1 protein-coding gene is annotated in these 388 nt (G+C 40.7%); it reads left to right on the forward strand.

The window, feature by feature from the left end:
* A partial coding sequence (locus tag J7R05_RS08940; protein ID WP_246468292.1) for a hypothetical protein occupies window positions 1–264 on the forward strand: 264 nt, incomplete at its 5' end.
* Window positions 265–388 lie beyond the last annotated feature (124 nt).

Raw genomic sequence — 388 nt, forward strand, 5'->3', positions numbered from 1 at the left:
AATATCGAGTCTTCTACTGTTAAAGTAGAAGGTGATGGAACCTATGGTATATATTTTGATGGAGTAACACAGAAAGAAGAGAGTCAACAAAATCGAAGTAAGGATTTAGCAACTGAGGAAGAAGTTGTTGTTAAGTGGAGTGCTGTATCCAAACAGGAGAAAACACCTATAGGCATAACAGGAACAGTGTCGTTGAAGAAATCTGATGTTGATGTTGTAAAGGGTATAGCTGTCTATGGTAATAATTCTGGTGGTCGTGGTTGAGTAGCAAATGAAACAGAGCGTGGTGGTTGAGTGTTAGGTAGGGTCGTTGGTGTGAAAGGGCGGGGATTAGCAGTCGATCGTTGTAATAGGACTGATGTTTGAGGGAAGAAAAGTATTTGGGATG

Source organism: Bartonella capreoli, assembly GCF_902813205.1.
Taxonomy (GTDB): Bacteria; Pseudomonadota; Alphaproteobacteria; order Rhizobiales; family Rhizobiaceae; genus Bartonella; species Bartonella schoenbuchensis.